The 20,625-nt window shown below is 59.1% G+C and carries 17 protein-coding genes and 1 tRNA gene; 5 read left to right on the top strand and 13 right to left on the bottom strand.

Annotated features, from left to right (window positions below):
* Positions 1–379 precede the first annotated feature (379 nt).
* From PPGU16_RS16155 to PPGU16_RS43410, 4 genes are all read right to left on the bottom strand, one after another.
* A complete protein-coding gene (locus tag PPGU16_RS16155; RefSeq protein ID WP_180721030.1) occupies positions 380–1,513 on the bottom strand; it encodes a hypothetical protein in 1,134 nt (377 codons plus the stop codon).
* Positions 1,514–2,177: 664 nt separating this feature from the next.
* Positions 2,178–4,829, bottom strand: coding sequence for a P-loop NTPase (locus PPGU16_RS16160; RefSeq protein ID WP_180721032.1), 2,652 nt, complete (start codon positions 4,827–4,829; stop codon positions 2,178–2,180).
* A 745-nt stretch (positions 4,830–5,574) separates the two neighbouring features.
* Positions 5,575–6,489 (bottom strand): GIY-YIG nuclease family protein, encoded by a 915-nt coding sequence (locus tag PPGU16_RS16165; protein WP_180721034.1) that lies wholly within the window; start codon positions 6,487–6,489, stop codon positions 5,575–5,577.
* 726 nt (positions 6,490–7,215) lie between these two features.
* Entirely contained in the window at positions 7,216–7,818 is a 603-nt protein-coding gene (locus tag PPGU16_RS43410; RefSeq protein WP_434064405.1) for a hypothetical protein, read from the bottom strand.
* Positions 7,819–8,037: 219 nt separating this feature from the next.
* Between PPGU16_RS43410 and PPGU16_RS16180 the strand changes: the two genes are divergently transcribed.
* The gene (locus PPGU16_RS16180) at positions 8,038–8,283 is read left to right on the top strand and encodes a hypothetical protein (protein ID WP_180721035.1); all 246 of its coding nucleotides are present in this window, start codon (positions 8,038–8,040) and stop codon (positions 8,281–8,283) included.
* Positions 8,280–8,537, top strand: coding sequence for a hypothetical protein (locus PPGU16_RS16185; RefSeq protein ID WP_180721037.1), 258 nt, complete (start codon positions 8,280–8,282; stop codon positions 8,535–8,537). Before PPGU16_RS16180 ends, PPGU16_RS16185 begins: the two co-directional genes overlap by 4 nt.
* Positions 8,538–8,585: 48 nt before the next feature.
* Here the strand turns inward: PPGU16_RS16185 and PPGU16_RS16190 are convergent, their stop codons facing one another.
* The 7 genes from PPGU16_RS16190 to PPGU16_RS16220 all read right to left on the bottom strand — a co-directional run bounded on the left by PPGU16_RS16190 (position 8,586) and on the right by PPGU16_RS16220 (position 14,304).
* Entirely contained in the window at positions 8,586–10,793 is a 2,208-nt protein-coding gene (locus PPGU16_RS16190; RefSeq protein WP_180721038.1) for a DotA/TraY family protein, read from the bottom strand.
* An 80-nt stretch (positions 10,794–10,873) separates the two neighbouring features.
* Positions 10,874–11,191, bottom strand: a complete 318-nt coding sequence (locus tag PPGU16_RS16195) for a hypothetical protein (protein ID WP_180721040.1) — start codon at positions 11,189–11,191, stop codon at positions 10,874–10,876.
* Between the two features lie 4 nt (positions 11,192–11,195).
* Positions 11,196–12,404, bottom strand: coding sequence for a conjugal transfer protein TraW (traW, locus tag PPGU16_RS16200; protein ID WP_180721041.1), 1,209 nt, complete (start codon positions 12,402–12,404; stop codon positions 11,196–11,198).
* A 10-nt stretch (positions 12,405–12,414) separates the two neighbouring features.
* Positions 12,415–12,705 carry a hypothetical protein gene (locus tag PPGU16_RS16205; protein WP_207795226.1) on the bottom strand — a complete coding sequence of 97 codons (291 nt, stop codon included), beginning with the start codon at positions 12,703–12,705 and terminating at the stop codon, positions 12,415–12,417.
* Between the two features lie 5 nt (positions 12,706–12,710).
* Positions 12,711–12,929 carry a hypothetical protein gene (locus PPGU16_RS16210; protein ID WP_180721045.1) on the bottom strand — a complete coding sequence of 73 codons (219 nt, stop codon included), beginning with the start codon at positions 12,927–12,929 and terminating at the stop codon, positions 12,711–12,713.
* Positions 12,930–13,010: 81 nt separating this feature from the next.
* Positions 13,011–14,048 carry a site-specific integrase gene (locus PPGU16_RS16215; RefSeq protein WP_180721047.1) on the bottom strand — a complete coding sequence of 346 codons (1,038 nt, stop codon included), beginning with the start codon at positions 14,046–14,048 and terminating at the stop codon, positions 13,011–13,013.
* Positions 14,049–14,228: 180 nt separating this feature from the next.
* Positions 14,229–14,304, bottom strand: a tRNA-Arg gene (locus PPGU16_RS16220).
* Positions 14,305–14,635: 331 nt separating this feature from the next.
* On the opposite strand from PPGU16_RS16220, the gene PPGU16_RS16225 reads away from it, so the two are divergent.
* Positions 14,636–15,586 (top strand): c-type cytochrome, encoded by a 951-nt coding sequence (locus PPGU16_RS16225; protein WP_180721049.1) that lies wholly within the window; start codon positions 14,636–14,638, stop codon positions 15,584–15,586.
* Between the two features lie 100 nt (positions 15,587–15,686).
* On the opposite strand, the gene PPGU16_RS16230 is transcribed toward PPGU16_RS16225, so the two are convergent.
* Complete coding sequence (locus PPGU16_RS16230; protein WP_180721050.1) at positions 15,687–17,774, bottom strand: UvrD-helicase domain-containing protein; 2,088 nt, start codon at positions 17,772–17,774, stop codon at positions 15,687–15,689.
* Positions 17,775–18,114: 340 nt separating this feature from the next.
* On the opposite strand from PPGU16_RS16230, the gene PPGU16_RS16235 reads away from it, so the two are divergent.
* Both PPGU16_RS16235 and PPGU16_RS16240 read left to right on the top strand, forming a co-directional pair.
* Positions 18,115–19,164, top strand: a complete 1,050-nt coding sequence (locus PPGU16_RS16235; protein WP_180721052.1) for an oxidoreductase — start codon at positions 18,115–18,117, stop codon at positions 19,162–19,164.
* A gap of 199 nt (positions 19,165–19,363) precedes the next feature.
* Complete coding sequence (locus PPGU16_RS16240; protein WP_180721054.1) at positions 19,364–19,723, top strand: hypothetical protein; 360 nt, start codon at positions 19,364–19,366, stop codon at positions 19,721–19,723.
* A gap of 80 nt (positions 19,724–19,803) precedes the next feature.
* Here the strand turns inward: PPGU16_RS16240 and PPGU16_RS16245 are convergent, their stop codons facing one another.
* Entirely contained in the window at positions 19,804–20,418 is a 615-nt protein-coding gene (locus PPGU16_RS16245) for a hypothetical protein (protein WP_180721056.1), read from the bottom strand.
* Positions 20,419–20,625 lie beyond the last annotated feature (207 nt).

The following is a 20,625-nucleotide window of genomic DNA, read 5'->3' on the forward strand; positions in this document are numbered from 1 at the left end:
CCTTTTGCCGGGGTATCCACGGGTGATTTGCCACGGCGGCGTGGCGAATGCGTCGCAACGCAAGTGGCTGCCGAGCTGTCGCCGAACGGCCACAAGCGGCTGCTCGGCCAGGGCAGGAAACTGCCATTTGAACGGCTCGTCTACTCCCAAAGCTGCCCAATACTGTCGCTAGCCTTATTCACGGCGACCCGCAGCAACGCACATTCGAGACGGTCGACGCTGATGCATCCCTCGATACTGGTTGCGCCAATCGAACACCTGATTCGCGTTCACCTCGTGAATGCACGCGCAATCTCTGCAGCCGAACGGCCACCGGATAGCGCCTTGTCGGAGCGCCTCCTGACAGCAGTGCATTTCGACCCAAGCATTGCCTCAAGACCTACTGCAGCAATTTTCCGAGGCGGACCGGCGCCGATCCAAGGCTGTCTATTACCAGCAGCAGCTTCCTTAGCTGCTCTGCGTTTTCCAGTAAGGTGTCGCGGCGCGTATTCAGGCCCCGAACCATGACCTGCGTTCGTCCGTAGGCACCGCTGGCCCCGGCGACCATCGCCCAAACTGCGAGGCCCCCACAACCTACCCCGGACACACTCCAAGGGAACGGAAAGCGGTCAGCCTTTTCCAAGTTTTCGACGGTGTACGGTTCTAAGTCCATTCTCACGATCACAAACGGTTTGTCGACGCCTCCATCAATAACGCCAAAAACCAAGGTATTGCCACCTTCTCGAGGGTCGTACTGGCGGCCTGTACAGTCGAACTGGCTGTTTCCATGAAGACCGCCAATTTCCAGAGCTCCGCGGTGCGGGTAACTTGTCAAATAGGCCGTTTCCGCATTCACTGTGACGAGCAGACCATCTGCATCGGCCTTCAAAATGCTTCGCCACTCCGCAAAAGTTTTGGCGTATGTTTCAATTTGCGCCCTAGTCGTGGCCTTCGGAATTTCTAGGACGTTATGCGCGATGACCAGCATTATCAGCCCGGCCTCAATGGACGCGTAGAGCGGAATGCCCAACGGTCGGGCCGAATCCGGTTCTTGATAGTTTATGACCCGAGACAGGCCCAGTGTGAGGTCGTTCGTTGCAAGCTCGAACAGGCTCCTAAGACGTGGGTCTAGCTTTTTTGCATGTCGAATCCCCACCATGTAATCGGTCAAGGTTGAGATTGGCCCGACAAGATCGGCTTGAAGTGCCGCGCGGGTGTTAGCCCTATTCGCGTCCCTTATGTATTTCCTCAGTTCGCGGATCTCGTCGAGGATAACGTCAAGCTTTCCGATGATGGTCTGAAGATCTGCCGAGATCTGTCTTTCCCACTCGGTCGGGCCTAGCAGTGTCTTAACGACCCCTGCGGCGATCCCTCCCGCCGCGGATTCTGCTGCTCGTTGTAGTATGGTATCCCAATCAAGCGCTTCTAGCGCGGCCACGAGATCCGCGTTTGCCGAAGGCCGTCCTTCGGCAGCGAAAGTCTTGTCATTAAAGCGGTACCTGAACGGCAGGGAACTATGCTCGATCGTATTCATGCTCGCCCCAAGGAATGGTTGACCCGATTGAACCGATTTTTTCCCGATAGAGAGTGGTACCGCAGAGCGCTCTCCCAAAATTGCCCGCAAATCGCAAGCTATTTATAGGCGACTGGTAAGCTTCAGGCCGATGCAAAGTTGATCGAATCTGTGCGGTTGACCACACAGGAATCTCGAAACCGGGCCGGCCACGTAAGTTTCGCGTCCGCGAAAATGTGGATCCGCCGGTGCCGCGTCTAAACAGGCCGCCTACTGGCCGGCCAATACGGCTGATCGAATGGCCGTTCGAGTTCGGAAGCTGTCGTAGTGGTCGCGCTAGCTCGAAGGACGGCTATGGGTCGAGGCCGTGTGAAAACGCGCTCTGCCGGAAGCCTTCTTAAAAGTCGACCCTTCAGATCGCCGCGTAACAGGCTAGTGGCGACTCGTGAAGGGTAATGCGACACCCGAAAACCGAGTACTTTTGTGTTTTTACACGGCCTCGGTCGCAAGTACTCATTCGCTCGGATCGGTACTTGACATTCGAGGCTACGACGGCGCGAACGGCGGCAAAGCGCCAATCAGCTGCCTCACGGTGGCCAACACTCCAACGTCAGCTGTGGCCGAACTGTACTCGACCGTCATCAGACCGACCCTTTTTGACGGTCTGCCACCTGACAACTCTCAATCACACGGTTGTGGAGTTTGCAAGTTCAAGCACTCTGCTGAAATGGGCCTTCAATTGCGACGTTTCCCGGTCCGGGTACTGCCGGATCATCGAGTCAACAGCTTCCTTTACCTTTTCCAGACTGGATACCGAACTGACCCCGATTGCAGCCTGAAGCAGCCAGCGTTTGCGTCGCCATTCATTCGCCTGGTCAAACATTCTGATCAACAGGATCGAACTTCGTGTACCAAGTTCTTCGATCAAACTACCGTGAATGAGCCGCGCCATCTTCTGGGCAAGGCCAAAATCCGACGCCGACCACACGTCGACGGATTCCAGAAAGCTGATAACTCGGGGCACGAGAATCCGCGCAACATCGATATCATCCGATCGGTTTGTGAGCCGGACGGCGGCGCGTAAATCGTCCGCGGTATCCTCCCGTGCTTTCAGAAAGAGGGGAATTAGTGGCACCGTTTGCTTGGCTATCGACGCGTCCGAAGCATAGGTGGCGAGATAGAAGAGAGCCCTCGTTTCTTCAGAAGGGAACTGCTGCGCTATCAACCAGTTTCCGGTCTGCTCGACAGTCTGCCGCTGCTGATCAGGCGTTCCAAAGTGCTGTATTCGTTGAAGAAACCGCCGTCGACCTTGCGCTTTTTCCTGACGCCCAAAGTAGTCAAAGAGAACTGGGAACAGTGCGATAAACTCCTCGCGCACACTGGAGCGACTTAAAGCTATGCCGACGTCGACATCGTCCCTGATGCGATCGACGGATGCAGCCATAAGAACCCGCGCGGCACGCTCTTGCTCACCGATCAACTTCAATACATAGCCTAGTCGATGCACATCCGCGAAAGAAGAAGAGTCGAGCAGGCGTTCAACGGCAGCGACAAAACGCTGGTTGTAACGCACCTGTCCACGCAATGTCTGGTCCTCCGCGACGCTAAGCAGCAGACGGATGACAAAGCGTCTTTCCTGCAAGTCTGCCCGATCGCATCTTTCGCAAAAGCTGATCATACGAGCGACTATGTCCACGTTCGCCACGCTGACGACCGCCCCAGCTACAAGAGCATGTCCGACTCTCAGTCGTCTCGAGGTTTTTCCTTCCTGAATGTATACAAGCCCCTCAAAACTATGGTCAGTCCAGAATCGGGAGTCGACAGGCGTCGCTCGATCGAAGAACGAGAACGGTGCGGAATGATCGTAGGCGCCGGCAACACACAAATCTAGAAACGCGTCATACGATGCGCCTTTGTGCGTGAGTGGCTCAATAATGCTTTTCGCAAATCCGTTCAATGAACCTCGCTGCAGTGTGAGCGATAGCGCAAGTATTTGCCCAGACGCAAGAAATCGCTGGATTGTGCCTTCAGGCACCTCTGTCCCAGCTTGTGCGTCCTCGCTGACTAGTACGCGCAGCGCAGCGACTATGTCGTTCGATAGTTCGCCCATTGAGAAGCGGTGAATGAAGAGTCGTTCCGGCTCTGTCACGGGACTCCCTCCCGGTCTAGCGGTTGCCAGTACGCAAAGATTTGTACATACCCTTCGATCGAGCGCGGCAATAAACTTTTGATGGCGCCACACATCGTCGAGAACTAGAAGGACCGGCTTACCGGCAAGTTTGACGAAGTGCAAAAGAGCGCGCCACGAGGAATCATCAAAGTCCCCGGGGAAAGGCGCATGGACCACGAGAAATGCCCCACTCAAATGCGCATCCCATGCGACCCGGCGTGCCAGCGTAGATTTTCCGGATCCTCCAGCGCCCTCCAAGAGCAGTAGTCCACCCGTCGCTATCAGTTGTTTCAGTTTTTCCGCTATAACCCCCGCTTCGTTGCGCTGTACGTCCAGATCGTTCGCGACAGCGCACCACAAGGTTTGTGAGGAACCGTGAAGAAACTGGGTTTTCAAGTCCGGAGTCAAGGTGAGTTCGCGACGTGAAGGTAGTATCCGGCAAGGTGAATCATCCCTGCCCGGATGCCCCTCGGGAAGTCCTGTCAACAACCGGACAACGTCTGATAGCAGGAACGTCGCCCTAGGGGTGAGCGCCTTCTCGAGTTGCGCCAGAGACGCCGGAACGTGATCGACGGGGACGCCAAAGCACGCGAGATTCCAGGATGCCTGAGACTGGAGCGCGACCAGGACATCGTCGCTCCCCACCACTTCGTAAGTCGTTCTGCTGATTGCCTCCCGTGCAAGTCGGAGCACCTCCGCGTCGCTGTAGCCCTTTCGGTATTCAGCCTTTACCTTTGAGGCGACTGAAACCGCGTGATCCTTCGTCCTCACACCGCGAAAAAGCTCCAGCGCTTTCGGCTGATCTGGTGGATTGGTGCAGACCAGCCTGAATTCCGGCAATAGGAAGTTCTGTTCCGCACGAACACTGGCACTGATCAGATCTCGCGCGAAACCTGCGAGCACGTCATGAAGCTCCTCCGGCGTGAGATTTACAGGTTCGTAATCTTTCGCCTGCGTCAATACTTCTCGACAGTCTCCATATCTGAGGTCGACATCCTGCGCACCCTCATATCGAAGTTCGACAAGACCGCGATGTTGAGTGAGCAGCCAAGTCAGCCGCAGCAGCGCATATGCTTCCTGAAACGCGAATCCCGCCAACGCATGCACGCCGCCCATCCGGGGGCGATCATTCAAGTCGGTCCCGTCTATCGACCAGCTAGATTTCATTCTTCGCTCTGTTGTTTATGCTGACACGCGGTGTCACGTGCCCGTTTGAAGGTCCGCTTCCAGTTCCCAGAGATTGCCGTCAACATCGTTGATAGCACGTGTCGAATGTCTTTCCGCAACCGCTCGCCGCCATTCTCGACCGACCGGTGATAGCCATGCCGCGTGGTGGGGCGCCCACGATACTCGCAAACGCAATCTCTAACTGCCACCAGTTCAGGGGGGGAATGACAGGCGCAAGGCCTGTCAGATATGGGTTGCTACCCTTGCTGTAGCAGATCTGTAGCACGTGAAACTTCCCCACTTACCGCTACAGTCGGCAATTCCGCGCCTCGACTCGCGCACTCATCCGGCGATAATCGGCCATGAAGCGACCGTCGCTGCCCTACTCCTAAAGACCGCTGCGTTAGCAAGAAGCGCGATTCGCTCGCACCGTTACTCAGTCGTTGAAGCGTCGGATCCACCCTGGAAGCCGTCATTGATGTCGCGCCAGTCCAACTGGCTGCTCCGGGTCGGGTGGCGCCGATCGTCGCCTTAACGAGCGCTCGCAAACACGCGCATAATGCGTGAGGCGGTGAGCGGCAATGAAGCGTCATTCGCCCGTTGGGTTAGTCGGACACCGCAATGAAGCGTCGACTGGCAATGGGCAGGTAGACGAAGCCCGTTGCGCGTTGGATCGGGTCTCCCAACGCGCCGTCATCTGCATCGCGGCGAACTGTTTCCGCGGCAGCCGACCGGGCTGCTCCATTCACTTGCCGAAGCGCTCCATCTTCACGTTGAGAAGGTCGTTTGCGAAGCTCCGGACAAGCAAAGCCTCCAACTCGTTGATCAGCGCGTCGTCCACCCTATATGCGGAAAAATACGTCGCGAGGTGACTCAAATGACGTGTCGTCAACCTAACCTGGCGGGCGTATTCATCCGATGTCTTGAACTCGCCGCGTTCCGGATGCTGAACGCGATACACCCGTTGGGTCGTGTCGCGGTCCCGATTAAAAGCAAGATTCATCTCCTTCCACAGACTCTGGCGTTGCGCCTTGCCGACATACAGACCCCGCCCCCGCGAGTCGTAAAAGACATAAATTCCGCGACTTTCTTCCAGTGCGCTCTTGAGGCCCAGCAGCGCCTTGGTTGTACCCGGCGCACGCGTTGGAAACAGTTCAGCAGTCCCGTTAGCTGATCTTCGAGAAGCCGAAAGCTGGAAATACTCCACGACAGGCGCAATCGCGCATTCATGCGCCGACTTGACTGCACGTTGTCTCGCCTTCTGCAGCCCATCGGATATCTTTCTGCCTGTTAGGCCGTACTTCAACCAGTTGTTTACCGTCCCGGTGGAGATGCCGAGTTCGTGACTGAATCGCCCGTTCGTGCCGACGTCGAACTTGTCGCGTAGGCTGGCAATCGCTTCGTTCGCTATTTTGACACGCTCATTCTGCTCGCTGGACCGCATCGTTTTTACGATGGCACGCGCTAACTTTTCTTCGGTCAGCCCATTTGATTCCCAATCGCGGAAATTTGCCTGACTAAGACCTAATAGATTCCCGAGTTCCTGTGTGTTTTGAACGTCGAGTTTTCGCTTGAGCGCGCTAATAAGACGGTGGGCGTCTATCGAATTCTTGGTCACTTTCTCGATTCCCGTCCGATCTAGGTTTTCTGGTGGATTCATCGTGCGTCAACCGCCTTGTCATCGGCAAATTTACGAGAAAGTTTAGAGTCCCGCGTGTCCGGGCGCGGCTGTTCGGTCGTTTCTGAACTGAATCGAGCGGCCGGTGAGGTTCGGAATCCGGCCGTTCAATTTTCCGTACTCGACCGGCCGCTCCGGGTCGAAATACGTCCGCAGAGCGAGTGCGAGTAGTGTCTCAAGTCTTTGTGATGCAGCAGAGGTCGCTGGCGTCGGCCGGATACGCCGACTACCAACTTAGTATTAGTCAACATTGCGAGGTTATTTGGTCGCGCGTCGCCTTCGTGACTGTTCGATTACGACGGTCCGCAGTGCCATCCTGGCGCTATTTGCGGTGGCTTCGACGCTCTGCAAGGGTTCATGGGAGCGGCAAGCCAGCCGAACGGCTCCTGAGGCTCCGTATTTTTCCCGATTCTTTCTGCTAATCGAGGTTATTTGGTCGCACCTGCGCGCCGTGAAGCTTGAAGTCAACAAGGTTCCGCGCAGTGGCGCATGCTCGTGTCAAAAGGAGACGCGGTCATGCCAGCCGATAAACCGGGGGACTTTAAGCAAAGCCCAGAGTTTTTGAAGCCACACACGGTCGTGGCGCGCACGGACCGTAACGCGTCGCCCGCACGCCATTCCTGATGTAATTGCGAATGGTCTCGCAGTCTGAACGACGGGTGAGGGCCGCACGCGAGCGACGAGGGATAGACTGCCTGACAACAGGTGTTATGCCGGCTCGTCGGGCGACAGCAGCCCAAGCTGCTTGGCGGTGGTGGTTGGGAGGCGCAGAAGCACCGTGCCCGCCTTTGCCCATGCGCTGTCGATCATTACTATGTCTGCCAGCACGCCTTCCAGTTCGAGATAGACGACGTCGTCCTTTTCGAACGCTTCCGCATAAAGATGCCACGACGGCTCCCCGCCCTCGCCGTGGTGATGTTTGATTGATGACTTGGTGCTCATAGGATGACCGTCGCTGTATGAGTGACGATTGCCAGTGTAGCGGGGGTTGGACGCCCAACCGATCGACAAGTCTGAATTATCTCTAGCTGCTCGGTCTATGTTCGCTTCGCCAAGTGCAGGCGATGCGAGGAAATCGCAGCCACCTACCCGCAATTGCTCGATGGAACGCTCCAGATGCGCGGCGTTAGCCGGAGAGCGCAGTAAATGCGCTGTGTCCATTGACGCCTCGTAACGCTCAACAAGGATGCTCAATATCTCCAGCCTGTCGCCTTCCGGTGTGCCGGGTTCCGGGTCCTGATTGGCTAGCGCTGACACTTCTACCAACGCTGCCCGATAGTCATCCTCAGTGTGCAGCGGTCGAATATCCATTTTTGCCCCGGTGTCGCATGCCCCGAGTGTAGCCGCCCCGGCCACCGTCGCGCGAGAAGGGTGGTATGCGACGTGATTGTGACGATACGGACAGGATGTCCAACGGTCTGCAGCAGCCGCGAGGTTAATTGGTCGCGCCTGCGCGGTGCAGCAGGCCAAATCAACACTTTCGAGGGGGCGGGCAGTCGGCGTATGCTTGTACCAAAAGGAGAGCACGCCATGCCAGCCGACAAACTAGGCCGCTATATGAAGAGCTCGGGATTTCTGGTGCGAGCCAATGCGGCCGTTGCAAAAGCCGTGCGTGAGTTGGAAGCAAAGGGTATACAACCCGCCTATCTCGACAGGAAGACGGGCCGAATTGCTGGCCAATGTGATGACGCCGCGCACGCAAACGACCCTTGCGAGGGTAGGCGAGCTCCCGATATATTGAACGGCGAAGATCAGATCCAAGGAGCCAAGAAATGAACGATAACGGCGCAGCACTTGGCAGGGCGTTCGCCGCTGAGCGGAATGCGGCAGACTGGAAGGCGTACGCAAAAAAACTCGAACAGCAGCTACTAGCCGTCGAGGCAAATCTCGCGGGCAACAAGGCGTTAAAGGACGCGGCCCTTCGCGAACTAGCCAAGTCCGATCCTGCGAATTACTTAATGGCGCAACAAAATCGCCAGCGGATCTATGACAAAGATTTTGATGCTGTGATCGCGTCAACGCGTCGTTAAGCTTAGCCATGTCTATAGCATAGGGCTCGGTTGATTGACGAGTTTGCTCTACACGCGCTCGCGGGGAATATGATCGGTGTCGCGGGGATCGGTGGGCGCGCCATTGCCTCCCAAACTGGCAGGTACTTGGCTCCGTCCGGTATTGCCCCCGTGCCCGACACCTGCGCCGAACAACCTGTTGACGCGATCCTCCATTTCCGGCATGCGCGACGCCATCTGACCACCGACCCATGAGAACACCTGGTCAGGAACAATGTGGATCAGGCTGAACGTGCTGTTGCACAACGTCTGGCACATACCGACGTATAGAACGATGTAACCGATGATGCTCACGAGGCCCGTCGTGGAGTCAATTTGGGCGTTCGCCAAAGCAACCCCGAACATCGAGTTCAGCAGTGTCCCAAGCACCACGATGCCCGCTCCGGCCAGTACAAAGCCGATTTCCATGAAGACTGGTCGGAACATGACGTTCAACAGGAAAATATAGCCGTGCGTCGGCCTTTGTCCCAACCCTTCACCCTCGCCATCCAGGTGCGTCATCGCCCAAAGCGGCGACGCGACCATCGATTCACCGACGACGGCGTACCACGACACGACGCCACTAAACCAGATAATGAACGGCAGCATCGGGATGTAGATCGACAGCATCGCGCCGAAGAAAAACAGCGTGATCATCGTAACAACCACGAACGGAGCAAGCGCTTTCAGTGCGCCGCTAGCGGCGCCTGAAACGACATCCGAGAGGCCAAAAGTGGCGACGGACGTTGCAGTTGACACGATCTTTCCGGCCGAGGTCTCCTTGACCGCCGCTATACCTTCCACTGCGGTGTATGCGGCAAGTGCGGCCCACCCGGCATCAAGGATGTAGTCGCCGAGGTTCTTCATGCCGATGAGCGGATTGGTTGCGCCTACCTGCCCTTGGTCGGAGTTCAGGCTGACCATCCGCCGGATCCAGCCTTGGCCATCGAAGATCTTCCCGAGAATGCTCTTCGGGTCGGTCATGCCTGTAATCCCGCTTCCCGACAGGTTAGCGAGACCTTGCGATGTCGTCACCGATGCGTCACGCTGGTTCTGCTGCGCATAGGTCGCGATGACCTTCCGGTATACCTGCGGGTACGGCATGTTATCGGGATCAGTGCCCGGCACAGGGGCTGCTGTCGCGTTCGCGAGGCTCGTGAGCTGCGAGTTCGCCTGCGCGAACGTTTGGTACCACGCCCCCATCATGATCCAGCCATCGCGTTGAAGGTTCGACTGGATGACGGTTGCAAGCTGACTGATGTCACTTGATGAATCTGCGATCGCCTTCGTGATCGTGGCTTGGTATTGCAGCGCTGCTTGGCTGATTGTGTTCGCCGGTTCGGCGGGCTGAGCCTGCCCGTTGATCGCGGACACATAGGTTTGCGCAGCAGCGGCCAACGTTGATTGCATCGCCGTGAGCGCGCTCTGGTGCGCGGCCAGCAGTCGTGAATATGCCGGGTTTGGATCGATCGCGTAAACGGCCATGCCATCGTATTGCGGAATCGACGGCGGGGCCGTAATGTCAATTTCCGCTCCACCGCAAGAAAGACCGCGCTGATTCATTAAGACAATCTTCGTGCCGGTCGCGAGCGGGGCGAAGTTTTCGGCGGGATCAACCGACACGCCCGTATCATTTGGCATGTTCGCGATTGCCGTGTTTGCGGCCTGCGCACAGAGATTGGCCTCGAAAAGCGCTTTCGCCAAAGTAGTTGCATGAGGCGCGGCCGGGGTGGCGATCATCGAGCCGCCACTGTTTAGCACCGCTACCGCAGCGTCGAGCGACAGGTTGGCGATACCCACACCAGCCATCGTTCCCCAAAGCATGGCCATCTGCGCGCCACAGTACCCACCAAAGATCGGCACCAAACCCGTGAAGCCCACGCCTAGGCGAATAATGAACCAGGGCGAAGATTTCTTCTGTCCCATGAATTCTCCGTCCTGCCCGGTAGCGATCATTGCGGAGCCAAAGTGATACGTGGCCCAAATCGCACCAACCGCGAGCATGCACGAATTCAGCACAAGGAACAGTTGCGAAATCATGCCGCCCGAGCCGCCACCGGCTGCAAGCGGGTTGTGCACGATCGAGCCGTAAACCAGCTCGAGCAGTGACATCGACTTGTCGCCGCTTCGGTTTGCGGCGTTCTGGATCTCGCCCATCGTCACGGACGATTGGGCAAATGACGTTGCTGATGTGAGCGTGATCGATACCGCTGCTGCGGTTCGCTTGACGTTATTCATTTTTGAAACGACTCGGCGTAAGCAGAGGCCAGCTCGCGCGAAACAGCGCCTAACAAGGTCTTTGCGTGATTCCCTGCAACTCATCGTCGGATCTCCCGTGCCACCGCGTTTTCGAGCGCTATGTATGCCTGTTTCAAGAGGAACGACCAGAAAAAGACGGCCGACGCGATGGCCATCGCAACGCCGAGCCAGTTCGTCCAGCTTCCCGCGTCGCCGTCGTGATTGCGCGCCCACCACAAGGAGGCCGGCACGAAGCAATGTACGAGCGCGCCAATCTGGACAATCAGGCAGGCGTCCTTGAACTGCTCATGTGTGAGGCCGCCACGTGCGCGACGACGCCGCACGACGCGCGAAAAGGCCGCGAGCACGCGGAACACATCGTTGATCGTTCGGGTCATCCCCTCACCTCGCGTTCGTTGTGCGCACACGCTGTAGCTGCGTTTCGATCGCAGTGCGATCCGCCCCGCGCTCATTGGATGCAAGCAGTTGCCCCAAGAGCACATTCGTTTGGCGCTGTAGGTCGACGTGCACGTGCGTCTGATCGGCCAGGAACGCTGTGGTGAAAACCAGTTCGCGCATAAGCTTCGTCGGGTCAGCCAGTGCCGCAAACTCAACTTGCCAGTACGGATTACGCCATCGCCGGCCGGCTTCGAAATCTTCAAGTTCGGCGAGACTCATCGTGCCTGTGCTCTTGGCGACGCTCGATGCTGTCGCGCTGAAATACTGCGCGGCGGCGTCCGACTGCTTGAGATCCTGAATCAGTTGAGCGCTGCCGTTGAACGGCTGACGTGAGCCGATGAGGTCGTTGAGCGGCTTGATCGCGCTCGACATGTTCGCCTGATAAGCCTTCTGCATCGCAATGTACAGCTTGCCTACTTCCGTTCCCGCCTCAGCCTTCGTGATGCTCTCCGGCGGTTGCGGATCGATCGACATGCGTGCGTAAGCGCGCGCCGCGTCCTGCTGCTGCTGCGTGAACGTCAGATCAACGCCTTTTCCGGGCACGCCCGCGCCGATCAAAACGCTATCCACATCCGCATCGCCATCGGGCATCTGGGACGCCTTGCAACCGGGATAACCGAGCTGCAACTCGAGCGGCGTGCAGTAGTTATCGGCGTGAATACTCGCCGAGGCTCGACGCGACGCTTCAACCGCCGGGACCGGCGAGTTGAGCGCTTTATCGAGAGGCGTATATCCGACATGTGTACCGCCCGGACGCAGCGATGACGATGCCGAGGCAGCACCGCGAACTGCTTGCAGCGCATAGTTACTCGATGACGTGGCGCAGGGATCGATCGGCAACTCTGTTTCACGGGCGACCCGATCCATTTCCTGCTGCCGTTGAACTTCCAGCGCCATTTCGCGCTGTGTGTTCGCAGCCTGGACGACGCTATTGGACATCTTGGAGCCGACGCTGGCGATATCGGTATCGATCTCGTTGAGGAGTGTGCTCAGGGATGAACCGAGGGACGTGATCGCCGTTTGAAGCGTCAGTTGCGCCTCCGTGATCGCGCTCACAACACATCCATCGCAAATGGCAAACGCGCTGTTGCTGAGGGAAAGCAGCGCGGCCCCGGCGAGCGTGGTGCTCAATCTAGTGTTGATGACTTTCAAAGAAGCACCTCTAGTGACAATTCGACGCAAGACGCATCGCAAGCGTGGCAGGAACCAGGATTTGGAAAAGCTTTACCTTTCGTTCAAGAGCTTTGCCCTCGACCAGGTATTGCCGGATCGTGGTCTGGTGGAATGTCGAGACGCCGTTTACACAGGAGCAGGCCGTGATGGTTGTGTCGTAGTAGCGTTCCCATGCGGCCCGCTCGCTCGGGTCCGCGATGACTTCCACGCCAAGAGGATCGTTGGCCGAGTGCGCGCTTGTCAGCGGCGATATCGCGAGTAATGCGAGGCTCATCAACATAGTTTTCACGCCGGCGTCCCCAGACATGCAGCAATGGACAGACGCATATCACGCACGCCGTGCAGGTATGCACGGATTTCATTTGAAGGTGAAGAAGCGATAAGGCACTCCAGGTTGGAGGCAGACATAATCGTTACGTCAGCTAGATCGAGGAGGAGGATGGCCAAATCTGAATCAGGCGACAAAGTGGAAAACGGATGCGACGATACAATCGAGTCGATCATGACTTTCACCTCTTAGCAGGTGGGTTGTGGTCAGGCACACCGGCCGGTAGCCGCCGGTCGGCGTGCCACAGTGAGAAGTCTTCAGCCCAGTTTCAGCGCGATGTCCGTCGCACGCGGGTGGTAATACCGCTTAAGCATCTGGACACTCTTATGCCCTGTGACGGATGACAGTTCCAAGATGTTGTCGAGCCGCTCCGCAATACGGGAAGTCGCCTCGTGACGCAAATCATGAAAATGCAGATCTTCGATGCTGGCTCGCTTACACGCCCGCGTGAACACCCGCTTCAACGCCTCGCCTGTGATTGGAAAGACACGCCCGCTAGCGTCTCTGGGCAAGCGTTGAAGGGTTTCCACTGCCCGGCTTGAGAGTGGGACATCTCGCGCTTCCCCATTTTTGGTGTCGTGGAGGCGTGCGAAGCGCTGATCGAGGAATACATCGTCCCAAAGAAGCGCAAGAATTTCGCCTCGCCTCATGGCGGTCTCAATCGCAACGATGACGGCCGGAAGCGCCCATTCGTTCCTACACCCACCGTTAGCGAACCGACCGTGATGGTCACGCGGGCTATACGCCAACTCAGCAAGGATGCGTTGTTCCTCGCCAGGTGAAAGGCGGCGGGTACGGGCGCGGTTTTCGCGCGGCCGACGAATGACGGAGACTGGATTAACGTCCATATGCACGCCCCACTCTCTCCGCGCCACGTTCAACACGTGGCCCAGCAACGTGAGTTCGCGGTTGACGGTCGATCCGGTAACCGGTCGATGTTTGGCGTCACCTTTTAGACGGCGATCCCTGTACTCAGACAGGATCTTGCCGCTCAGTGCGGCAACCTTGTATTGGGCGATCGGATCGCGGCAGACCTTTCGAATTCGCAAGATCTCGTCGGCGCCTCCCTTCTTCAAGGGCGACACCTCTTTGGCGTACCGCCGCAGTAAGTCTCCAAACGTGTTGCGCTCGGCTTCAGTGCGATCAACGAAGATCCCACGGTCCATTTCCGACTCGATGCGCCGCGCCCACGCATCTGCTTCGGCCTTCGTGTCGAAGGTGCGCCATTGGGGCGGATAACCCACTCGACGAATCTCTGCTCGCCAGTATTTGCCCCGTTTCCAGATTCCCGCCATCTCAGCTCCAGACATTGAGTAATTCTTGTTGCGTCTGGACTATTCTCAACTCCGCCGCTTTTCCGCCAAATGGCGCATAAGGGGGGTTCCTGGCGGCGCACAAAATGAAAAAGGCCCTTGGCATACGCCTGAGGGCCTTGATATCTCTAGGTCATGCCGACCTAGCGTCACTTTGTATTTTGGCGCGCCCGGCTGGGATCGAACCAGCAACCCCTGCCTTCGGAGGGCAGTACTCTATCCATTGAGCTACGGGCGCATTCGGCAAAAAGCGCTGCAAAATCACACAGTTGATGCGAGATATGGCGCTAAAGCGAGACCGAGAGCATACCCGGTTTCGTGCTGCCCGTCCACCGCGAGCGGGCTTGCACAAAGCGCTGGACGCCCTGGAATTGCCACGACTAGGCCAGCCTACCCCGTCCAATCATGCAGCGAGCCCAGAAAATGTTCGCGTAAACGCCTACTGAACACCGTCCGGCCCGCTCGCCGACGCCGAAACCTTCCGTCTATAATCGTCCGTGGCTGATCAAGAACAAAGTTGTTGCCGTCGCGCTGTACCGCTCACAATACCCACGGGAGACGAGACAAGCATGAGCGAAGCACCACACGGAGCCCCGATCAAAACCCCCGGACAGCTGATCGCCGCAGTCATCGCTGGTTTTGCTGTCCCCATCATCATCATCATCCTGCTCGCCTATTACGTCGACAATTCGACCCGCACGGGAGCGGGCACCGACGGTCTGTCAGATGCTGCAGTCGATGCGCGCACCGAACCCCTCGCCAAAGTCGACATCCGCGACGCCAATGCGCCGCGCGTCTACAAGACAGGCGAGGAAGTCTACAAAGCCGTGTGCTCGACGTGTCACGCGACGGGCGCAGCAGGCGCGCCCAAATTCACCAACACGGGCGACTGGGCGCCGCGCATCGCCGAGGGTTTCGACACGCTCTGGCACAACGCGCTGACGGGCAAGGGCGCGATGCCCGCGCGCGGCGGCACGAGCCCGGACGATTACAGCGATTACGAAATCGGCCTCGCCGTCGCGTACATGGCGAACAACGCGGGCGCCAAGTTCGCAGATCCACCGAAGCCTGTGCCCGGTCAACCGGCTGCGGGACCGGCCGGCGCTTCGGGCGCAGCGGCGGCTTCCGGCGCCGAAGCCGCGTCGGGTGCCGCGGCATCGTCAGGCGCAGCGGGTGCTTCCGATGCAGCAGGCGCCCAGGCCGCCGCCGCGATGGCTGCCATGGCCAGCGTGCCACAAGGCGCGGCGCCCGCATCGGGCGCGACGCAGAGCGCGGACGCATCGCAGGCGGGCAAGGCGCTGTATCAGCAGGTCTGTCAGGCCTGCCACGCGGCGGGCGTGCTGAATGCGCCGAAGTTCGGCGACAAGGAAGCCTGGGCCCCGCGCCTGAAGGAACCGATGGAAACCGTCTACAACTACGCGCTGCACGGCAAGGGCGCGATGCCGCCAAAGGGCGGATCGAACGCGTCGGATGCCGATGTGAAGGCCGCCGTCGACTACATGGTCAACGCGTCGAAATAAGCAGCTCGCAGCTTTCAAGACGCAAACAAAAATCCCCGCTTCGAAGAGCGGGGATTTTTTTATGCCTTCAGCATGTACGCACAGCGGGCGTTCGTGCCAGTCAAGCCTTCTGCAACAGCGCCTTGAGACTCGCCAGACGATCCTTCGGCGACATCGGCGCTTCTTCCGGCGTCGGCGGCGGCGCTTCGTCGAGACCCATCTCGGGGATGAAGCGTGACGGTTCGCACACTACCGTCTCGCGCGCCCGCTTGCGCTTCTTGCACCAGTTCAGATGCAGGCTGCGCTGCGCACGCGTGATCGCGACATACATCAGCCGACGCTCTTCCTCGATGCGCTCGTCGTCGATCGGGCCATCGTCTTCCGTGCCGCCTCGATGCGGCATGATGCCTTCCTCGACGCCGACCAGGAACACGTGCGGATATTCGAGCCCCTTCGATGCATGCACCGTCGACAGCCGCACCGCATCGGGGTCTTCGTCCTTGCCTTCGAGCATCGACATCAACGCAACCGTCTGAATCAGTCCGAGCAGATTCTTGCCAGTGTCGGCCAGACCATCGGCGTTGTCGTAGCCGGTCTGCTCCGTGCCCGCTGCCGGTTCAGGCTTCGTGCCCTTGCGCTTCAGCCACTCCAAAAACTCCAGCACGTTTTGCCATTTCGACTGAGCCTGACGCTCGTCGAAAGCGTCGTACAGATAGGCTTCGTAGTGGATCGCTTCCATCATGTCATCGAGCACGGACGTCGCCGCATCCTTGTCCGCCCGGTCTCGCAGACGCTGCATGAAATCGCAGAACATGCGCAGCGGCTCGACCTGACGCGCCGACAACCGCGCTTCGAGGCCGCCCATGTACACCGCTTCGAACAGCGACACCTTCGCCTGCCCGGCGAACGCGCCGAGCGCTTCGAGCGTCGTGTTGCCGACGCCCCGGCGCGGCGTCGTGATCGCGCGGATGAACGCAGGATCGTCGTCGGCATTGGCGATCAAACGCAGGTACGCGCAGATGTCCTTGATCTCGGCCTTGTCGAAGAACGACTGGCCGCCCGACAGCACATACGGAATCCGCTCGCGGCGCAGCACCTGTTCGAAAATGCGCGCCTGGAAGTTGCCGCGGTACAGGATCGCGTAATCGCGAAACTGCGCGCGCCGCTCGAACTTGTGCGCCGACAGGCGAAACACGACCGATTCCGCTTCATGCTCTTCGTCGTTGCAGCCCGTCACGGTGATTGAATCGCCCATGCCGTGCTCGGACCACAGCTTCTTCTCGAAGAGCTTCGGATTGTTCGCGATCACATTGTTCGCCGCCGTCAGGATGCGGACCGTCGAGCGGTAGTTCTGCTCCAGCTTGATCACGTGCAGCTTCGGAAAGTCCTTGCCGAGCTGCGCGAGGTTTTCGAGCGTCGCGCCGCGCCAGCCGTAGATTGCCTGATCGTCGTCACCGACGGCCGTGAACGCGGCGCGCGGGCCCGCCAGCAGTTTCACCAGCTCGTACTGACACGCGTTGGTGTCCTGATACTCGTCGATCAGCAGATAGCGCAGCTTGTTCTGCCAGCGGTCGCGCACCTGCTCGTTGGCCTTGAACAGCTCGGCGGGCAGGCGGATCAGATCGTCGAAATCGACGGCCTGATAGGCGTGCAGCGTCGCGACGTAGTTGCGATAGACGATGGCCGCCTGGTGCTCGTCCTCGTTCGAGGCGATCGCCATCGCTTCGTCCGGCATGATGAGGCCGTTCTTCCACAGCGAGATGATCGTCTGGATCTTGCGGATGAAGCCTTTGTCCGTCGAGCCGACCTGCTCCTGGATCATGCCGAAGCAGTCGTCGGAATCCATGATCGAGAACTGCGGCTTCAGGCCGACATGCTCCGCCTCCTGACGCAGAATCTGCACACCGAGCGAGTGGAACGTGCACACCGTCAGCTGATTGACGGGCACCTTGCGGCCTTCCTTGCCGGGCGTCGTGAGCGTCTTGCCTTCGAGCAGCTTGCTCACCCGCTCGCGCATTTCGGCGGCGGCCTTGTTCGTGAAGGTGACGGCGGCGATATGGCGCGGCTCGAAGCCTTTGTTTTCGATCAGGTGCGCGATCTTCTGCGTGATCACGCGGGTCTTGCCGCTGCCCGCGCCGGCGAGCACGAGGCACGGACCGTCGAGATAGCGCACCGCTTCGCTTTGGGCGGAATTCAGGCCTGCGGACATCGTGTGTGGATGAGTAGTCGATTGAGGGCGCGATTCACAAGGAATGGCCCGAGAACATGCAGCGAGACGGCGCTAGCGGCGCAGCGTGGCGGGTGGCCGCGCGGTACATTGCCGAACCATCAGCCGATGCGCCACGCAATTGATTCCATGCGCTTTTTGCCGTTCGCGTGAGAACCGCGATGTTAACACGAATGCCCTTTCCGATGCCTCGGCTCATGCCTGTCGGACGACGTCTGCGAGGCGCGCGCCACCCGCTGCGCCACGAACCGAAGTGCGGCTATGCCAAAATTGCGATGTTGTGCGCCGCCCCCGCGGCGCGCCGGTTTTGCAGGGAACACGCATGTCTTCATCGCTGAAAATTGGCTTGATGGGCTACGGCTTTGCTGGCGCCACGTTTCACGCGCCGGTGATCGAACACTGCGGACGCGCGAGCGTCGCGGCGATCGCCACGGGCCAGCCGGACAAGGCGCGTGCCGACTATCCGAACGCGAAGATCGTCGCCGATATCGACGCGCTGCTCGCGCTGTCGGACGTCGAATGCGTCGTGATCGCGACGCCGAACGACACGCACTTCAATCTCGCGCGCCGCACGCTCGAAGCGGGCAAGCATGTCGTCGTCGACAAACCCGTCACGCTCTCCGCCGCCGATGCACGCACGCTCGCCGATCTCGCGCAAAGCAAGGGGCTCGTATTCGCGCCGTTCCACAACCGTCGCTGGGACGGTGATTTCATGACCGTGCGCGACCTGATCGCAAGCGGTGAACTCGGCCGCATCACGCATTTCGAATCGCACTTCGACCGCTTTCGTCCGGGTATCCGGCAGCGCTGGCGCGAAGAGGCGTCGCGTGGCGGCGGCCTGTTGTTCGATCTCGGCCCGCATCTGATCGATCAGGCATTGTCGCTGTTCGGCGCGCCCGAAACGGTCTATGCAACGGTGAAGGCGTATCGCGATAACGCGAGCGCGCCGGATTACGCGCATCTGCTGCTCGGTTATGCGAATCACGAGGTGGTGCTGCACGCGAGCGCGCTGACGGCAATCGTCGCACCGCGCTATACGATTCACGGCACGCGCGGCAGCTACGTGAAGAACGGGCTGGACACGCAGGAAGACCAGTTGAAGGCGGGCTTGCGTCCGGGCGATGCCGGTTTCGGCGGCGGCAACGAAGCGGGCACGCTGCGCGTGCTCGAAGGCGAACAGGAAGTACAGCGCGAACTGCCGACGCGCGATGGCGCGTACGTCGAGTTCTATCGCGCGTTGGCTGCATCCATTCAGGATGGCGCGCCGTTCCCGGTCAGCGCTGCCGACGCGGTGGATGTCATGGCCATCATCGAACTCGCTAATAGAAGCGAGCAAGAGGGCGTGCGACTGCCTTTCCGGCGCGGCGCGTGATCCGTGGGCGGCGCTCACGCCGCCTTTTTTGGATCTGGCCTTCATTGCACCTTCAGGGGCGCGCACCTCGCCAACCCTTTTGCTCTCGCCCACGATCGGCAACCAATGGTTACACACTGTGCCTGCGACGCGTCATCGCGCGTTGCGGGCCGACCGTTGCTTCCCATACTTACCGGGATCAACCAGAAAGGAGAATTCCATGCAACGTATCGTTCGCGCGCTCGGTAGCTTCGCGCTAGTTTCTTCGCTCGCCGCATGCGTGGCCCCACCGTCGCGACAGCTTGCCGAGCCAGGTAACGCGCCGAATCCGCACGAACTGGCCGTGCACCGCCTCGAACAGGTCGACGGCCGCATCGACAATATGGGCCGGAATATCGACACGCGCGTGAGCCAGGGCCGTTATCCGCCGCCCGAAGGCGCCGCGCTGCATCACCGGCTCGATACGATCCGCCACGAAGCGCACGACATGGCCGGCCAGCACGGCGGCGGCCTCACGGGCGACGAGCAGCGCGTGCTGAATCAGGAACTGGATACGGCGTCGGCGGCCATCAACCGCTAGAGACGACAACCTTTCACTTCCAGTCATCGCCACATCGGCGCGTGGGCAGCATTGAAACGCCCATGCGCCCGCCTATGCCGTCACATCGCGGCGACCACACGCTCCCGCAACTGGGTGTAGACGGTCAGGTATTCGCCGCGCCCCGTCGCAACGGCCGATCGCTTCAGCGCGTCGAGCATCACCAGTTCTTGCGCGGCACGCGCTGAATTCGGGTAGACAAGCGGGAGCGCGATCGGGTTGAACGAGACCGTGCGCCACCCGTTCTGCGTGGCAAGTAGCAAAGAGATCAGTCGCTCGATGACGAACACCTTGACGGGCGTTTCGCTCAGGTTATGCCGCGTTCCTTCGTTCAGGGCGTGGCCAAGCGGGGAGCAATTGCTCTCTGCGATATTGAATATGATCTCTGCCTGACTGAACCAGTGCCGCCAGAAACGAGGCTTTGCAACAAAATAGTTGCAGTACACCGTGTTCGAAGAATCCATGATCAGCGTGCGGAGATCGACACCGGGCGTCAACAGCGATGCGATTTCCACGAACGACTCCCATGCGTTCGGATGCTCGGCTCTTCCCTGCAAGAAAACGTTGGGGAACAATGCGCCCGCATCGAAAAACGGCGAGAAGGAGACAATATCTGTCGATTCAGGCTGAGTCGCGAGGAACGCGTAGACATCGCTTGCCTCGAGATTCGTCTTCATCGCGAACTTGGGCGACAGAAATCCATAGAAAGCGTTGTCGTCCAGTTCGTTGCCGAGAAGAAAGTTCCGGATCGGCCAGTACTCACACCAGTCGGGCCGTTGACCCACGTTGTCGAGCGGAATAAAGCCCTTATCCAGAATGGCTCGGGTCGGCTCCGAGTAGAAGATCTGATAAATGTGCGCTTGGGTCATCGCTTGATGTCGAAC

Source organism: Paraburkholderia largidicola (genome assembly GCF_013426895.1).
Taxonomy (GTDB): domain Bacteria; phylum Pseudomonadota; class Gammaproteobacteria; order Burkholderiales; family Burkholderiaceae; genus Paraburkholderia; species Paraburkholderia largidicola.

What these genes read in the sequence shown, in the direction of transcription:
- PPGU16_RS16190 (WP_180721038.1), bottom strand. Translation starts at nt 10,793, where the DNA reads ATGAATAACGTCAAGCGAACCGCAGCAGCGGTATCGATCACGCTCACA.
- PPGU16_RS16195 (WP_180721040.1), bottom strand. Translation starts at nt 11,191, where the DNA reads ATGACCCGAACGATCAACGATGTGTTCCGCGTGCTCGCGGCCTTTTCG.
- PPGU16_RS43410 (WP_434064405.1), bottom strand. Translation starts at nt 7,818, where the DNA reads ATGGATATTCGACCGCTGCACACTGAGGATGACTATCGGGCAGCGTTG.
- PPGU16_RS16215 (WP_180721047.1), bottom strand. Translation starts at nt 14,048, where the DNA reads ATGGCGGGAATCTGGAAACGGGGCAAATACTGGCGAGCAGAGATTCGT.
- PPGU16_RS16160 (WP_180721032.1), bottom strand. Translation starts at nt 4,829, where the DNA reads ATGAAATCTAGCTGGTCGATAGACGGGACCGACTTGAATGATCGCCCC.
- PPGU16_RS16180 (WP_180721035.1), top strand. Translation starts at nt 8,038, where the DNA reads ATGCCAGCCGACAAACTAGGCCGCTATATGAAGAGCTCGGGATTTCTG.
- PPGU16_RS16205 (WP_207795226.1), bottom strand. Translation starts at nt 12,705, where the DNA reads ATGTTGATGAGCCTCGCATTACTCGCGATATCGCCGCTGACAAGCGCG.
- PPGU16_RS16235 (WP_180721052.1), top strand. Translation starts at nt 18,115, where the DNA reads ATGTCTTCATCGCTGAAAATTGGCTTGATGGGCTACGGCTTTGCTGGC.
- PPGU16_RS16155 (WP_180721030.1), bottom strand. Translation starts at nt 1,513, where the DNA reads ATGAATACGATCGAGCATAGTTCCCTGCCGTTCAGGTACCGCTTTAAT.
- PPGU16_RS16230 (WP_180721050.1), bottom strand. Translation starts at nt 17,774, where the DNA reads ATGTCCGCAGGCCTGAATTCCGCCCAAAGCGAAGCGGTGCGCTATCTC.
- PPGU16_RS16210 (WP_180721045.1), bottom strand. Translation starts at nt 12,929, where the DNA reads ATGATCGACTCGATTGTATCGTCGCATCCGTTTTCCACTTTGTCGCCT.
- PPGU16_RS16225 (WP_180721049.1), top strand. Translation starts at nt 14,636, where the DNA reads ATGAGCGAAGCACCACACGGAGCCCCGATCAAAACCCCCGGACAGCTG.
- PPGU16_RS16245 (WP_180721056.1), bottom strand. Translation starts at nt 20,418, where the DNA reads ATGAAGACGAATCTCGAGGCAAGCGATGTCTACGCGTTCCTCGCGACT.
- PPGU16_RS16185 (WP_180721037.1), top strand. Translation starts at nt 8,280, where the DNA reads ATGAACGATAACGGCGCAGCACTTGGCAGGGCGTTCGCCGCTGAGCGG.
- PPGU16_RS16165 (WP_180721034.1), bottom strand. Translation starts at nt 6,489, where the DNA reads ATGAATCCACCAGAAAACCTAGATCGGACGGGAATCGAGAAAGTGACC.
- PPGU16_RS16240 (WP_180721054.1), top strand. Translation starts at nt 19,364, where the DNA reads ATGCAACGTATCGTTCGCGCGCTCGGTAGCTTCGCGCTAGTTTCTTCG.